Origin of the sequence: Rhizobium sp. 2YAF20 (assembly GCF_052114685.1) — a bacterium.
Lineage (GTDB): Bacteria > Pseudomonadota > Alphaproteobacteria > Rhizobiales > Rhizobiaceae > Rhizobium.
In genome coordinates this window covers 1-3,161 of record NZ_JBFRFF010000096.1, presented here as the reverse complement: position 1 = coordinate 3,161, position 3,161 = coordinate 1, and the positions used below count along the sequence as shown (strand labels likewise).

Annotated in this window: 3 protein-coding genes and 3 pseudogenes; 4 read left to right on the top strand and 2 right to left on the bottom strand. The window is 55.8% G+C overall.

The window, feature by feature from the left end:
• The 3 genes and pseudogenes from AB4Z52_RS35845 to AB4Z52_RS35835 all read left to right on the top strand — a co-directional run.
• Window positions 1-227, top strand: a pseudogene (locus tag AB4Z52_RS35845) (IS5/IS1182 family transposase); the annotation flags it as partial.
• Between the two features lie 304 nt (window positions 228-531).
• On the top strand, window positions 532-1,254 hold the full coding sequence (locus AB4Z52_RS35840; RefSeq protein ID WP_442222556.1) for an alpha/beta fold hydrolase: 723 nt from the start codon (window positions 532-534) through the stop codon (window positions 1,252-1,254).
• Window positions 1,255-1,302: 48 nt separating this feature from the next.
• Window positions 1,303-1,578, top strand: a pseudogene (locus AB4Z52_RS35835) (DDE-type integrase/transposase/recombinase); the annotation flags it as partial.
• A gap of 378 nt (window positions 1,579-1,956) precedes the next feature.
• Here the strand turns inward: AB4Z52_RS35835 and AB4Z52_RS35830 are convergent.
• Both AB4Z52_RS35830 and AB4Z52_RS35825 read right to left on the bottom strand, forming a co-directional pair.
• Window positions 1,957-2,298, bottom strand: a complete 342-nt coding sequence (locus AB4Z52_RS35830; protein ID WP_442222555.1) for a helix-turn-helix domain-containing protein — start codon at window positions 2,296-2,298, stop codon at window positions 1,957-1,959.
• Window positions 2,288-2,662 carry a type II toxin-antitoxin system RelE/ParE family toxin gene (locus tag AB4Z52_RS35825; RefSeq protein ID WP_442222554.1) on the bottom strand — a complete coding sequence of 125 codons (375 nt, stop codon included), beginning with the start codon at window positions 2,660-2,662 and terminating at the stop codon, window positions 2,288-2,290. The genes AB4Z52_RS35830 and AB4Z52_RS35825 overlap by 11 nt, the downstream gene beginning before the upstream one ends.
• Window positions 2,663-2,971: 309 nt before the next feature.
• On the opposite strand from AB4Z52_RS35825, the pseudogene AB4Z52_RS35820 reads away from it, so the two are divergent.
• Window positions 2,972-3,161, top strand: a pseudogene (locus AB4Z52_RS35820) (IS5/IS1182 family transposase); the annotation flags it as partial.

The following is a 3,161-nucleotide window of genomic DNA, read 5'->3' as shown; positions in this document are numbered from 1 at the left end:
CGATCGCCAATGATGGAAGGCTGAATTGGCAGGCGTCCACCGGCTATGGCAAGCGCGCCCTGATCGAGACCGCCATCGGGCGCTACAAGGGGCTGATCGGACGTCGCCTGCGAGCTCGCTCCTTTTCGGCTCAGCAGACGGAGGTCGCCATCGGCTGCGCCGTTCTCAACCGCATGACGGCGTGCGCACGCCCGGAGTCCGTTCGCTGCCCGGCAAGGCCGACATAGCAGGCGGCATCAAAGAGCTGATGTGCCTAATGCCCCGTTTGTGCACCAACGCCCATGGACAGGGAACAACCCTTTTAGGTGCAGCCACCTTATCGTTGGGGCCGCGCTCGTAGCGTATAGGGTCCGCTGATAGCACTCTTAAGTTATTCGCCGCGCGACCGCGTCTGGAGATATCAAAAATCGTGTTCTTGCTGATACCAAGGTCGCGAGCGATCCATCGGTAGCTACGTCCTTCGGCGATCAACGCCAGGACTTTCGGAGAATGCTGACACAAATTGTCAGCACCACAACATAACGTGTCGGGATGTTTACTCAACGAGACCAATTTCCAATGACCCCAATAGTTATGATCCCTGGCTTGCTGTGCTCCGCTGAGCTGTACGCTCCCCAGATTGCCGCGCTATGGCCGTTCGGCCCTGTTACGGTGGCGTCGACACTTTCCGGGACAACCATGTCGGAAATCGCGGCAAACATTTTGAGAGCCGCGCCGCCGCGCTTCGCGCTCATCGGTCTATCGATGGGCGGACATGTCGCCTTGGAAATCATGCGTCAGGCGCCGGAGCGGGTCAGCAGGCTGGCGTTGCTCAATACTTCTGCTCGGCCGGACACTCCAGAGCAAGCTGAGCAGCGACGAGGCATGTTGGCTCAAGCTAAAGGTGGCGATTTCAAAGGACTTTTGAGCCAAGTAATGACCTTACTATTGCACCCTGCCCATCGGGATGATCAACGTCTGCTTGAGGTCAACGTTCGCATGGGCTTGACGGTTGGTCTTGACGGGTTTGAACGACAAACAGAGGCAATCATCGGACGCGCTGACAGCCGTCCGCATCTCGCTTATATAACCGTTCCAGCCCTCGTACTTGTCGGCGACAGTGACCCGTTAACACCTCCGTTTTTGTCTGAGGAAATTGCTGCGGCCATCCCGAACTCTAAACTCGTGATCATTCCAGAGTGCGGTCACGGGTCGACGCTCGAGCAGCCAGAGGCAGTAAACCGTGCTCTGGTTACCTGGTTGGAAGCCGCCTAGCCGGTGAGCCTTTTGGAGCGGCACTGTGAACGGCCACTGAATAAGTGGGCCGCTAAGCGGGAGATCATGCTAGGCGTCGAGCATCGCTCGCACAAAGGGTTGAACAATCGGGCGAAGAATTCTCATCAACCCGTCCGACGACGGGAGCGGATCATGAAACGCTTCAAGTCAGCGCAACAGCTTCAGCGTTTCGTCTCCATCGACGATCCAATTGCCAACCTTTTCCAAATTCCCCGTCACGACATTTCATCTCACCATTCTCGCCAACTGCGGGCGGCCGCGATGCAAACGCGGAGCGAGATCGCCCATCTCCAGGTAGCCTGATGCCATGTCTCCCTGCCATTCTTTGACCCGAGGCCGATAAGTTTACAGTACCGTCGGCATCTCCCAATCGAAAAATGACTTGTTGCTGATTGCGTGAAGGATAAGCATTCGCACACGGCGTTGGTGCAGGGATCAGTATGAAGGCGCCGCTCGGTCTTTGATGGGGTTTGTTACTGACGTCGACCGCAAACCTCTCACATTCCGCCCAAATAAGAAAATTCCGATCGTAACATGTATCCATGCAACAACGCCCCACAGAATGCTCATGGCGTCGGGAGCACTACTTGCGACGTCAGCCAGCAATCCCGAAAACGCCTCCACCAAACCTCATCCGCGCTGATATAGCCCAAGGGTGCTAGACTGATGGCCGTATGGAAATCAGAGGGCCACAGCCTCAATGCCGTGTCGGCGGATCACATTCAGCAAGACGAGGGCCGCGCCGGTCGGACGCGATGCTCCCCTTTCCAACTTCGAGACGTAGCCTGTCGTCAAATTGAGGTACTTGGCAAAAACGGCCTGGCTGAGATGCGCACCTTCACGCAGCTCTCGAATTTCATCGGGGGTCAGCTGCTGAAGCGTCGATGCGGCCGTTCTGCCCACATGACGCGCAGTGATCTTCTGATGAGCCTCTTGATCAATCAGCCCGCCAGCGCGCATGTCGTCAGCTGTTTCCAGCAACGCGCGTGTCAATCGCGGCAACTCTTTCGTCTTATTCGTCATAGTCCACCTCATCAATCTGGCAACCCTTCAGGGCGTTTTCTATCTGCTTCTCGCTCATGGAAAGCCACTCAGCGGCTAATTCGCGAAGTGTCTGCAATTGATCATCGTCAATGTTGTCCTGCTCGTTTTTGGCAAAGGCATAGACGAATACCGAGCGGGTTTCGGATCGAAATGCTATCAACATCCGATAGCCGCCAGAACGGCCCTGCCCTTTCCGGCCGACGCGTTGCTTGATAACTTCTCCACCGAGATCAGCGTCGATAAGCCCACGCTCGGCACGTTTAACCACCTCGCACAACATGCCATCGTCCACTGACGAGCGTCGCATGTAGCGCACGAACCATTTCGTTTTAAAAATCCGCACGCATTACTCATATGTAGTTCACAGAACTATAGTTCATAGTCGCACAAAATGCAATTTCTTTAATTCCGAGCGCGCTAAGCCGCACATTTTGTGGCCTCATTGAGGCGTTTTTACTTAAACCTGGAGTGCTGTGGCTGCCCATCCGTGTAAACTGGCTCGAACGCTGACCCCGCTGAAAATCCCGCCAACGATTTGAAGTTAATAGCAAAATGAGGTCATTTGTGGCGTCATGAGGCGTTGGTGCGTGGAACATTTTTCAAGGGTTTGCCGATAGGCAGGCGAGATCGCCAACGACATGATCTTCGCCCGATGCCCTACAAACACAATGCCAGCCGCCGTCACCGAGTCCCGAAGATGAAATTCAAGGTGACAAACTGGCCGGAATACGAGGCGGGCCTTTGGCGGCGCGGCAGTCTGACGCTGTGGTTGACAGAAGAAGCCTTGGCCAGGTGGCATGCGCCGCGAAGAACGACCCGCGGCGGAAAGCCCCGCTATTCCG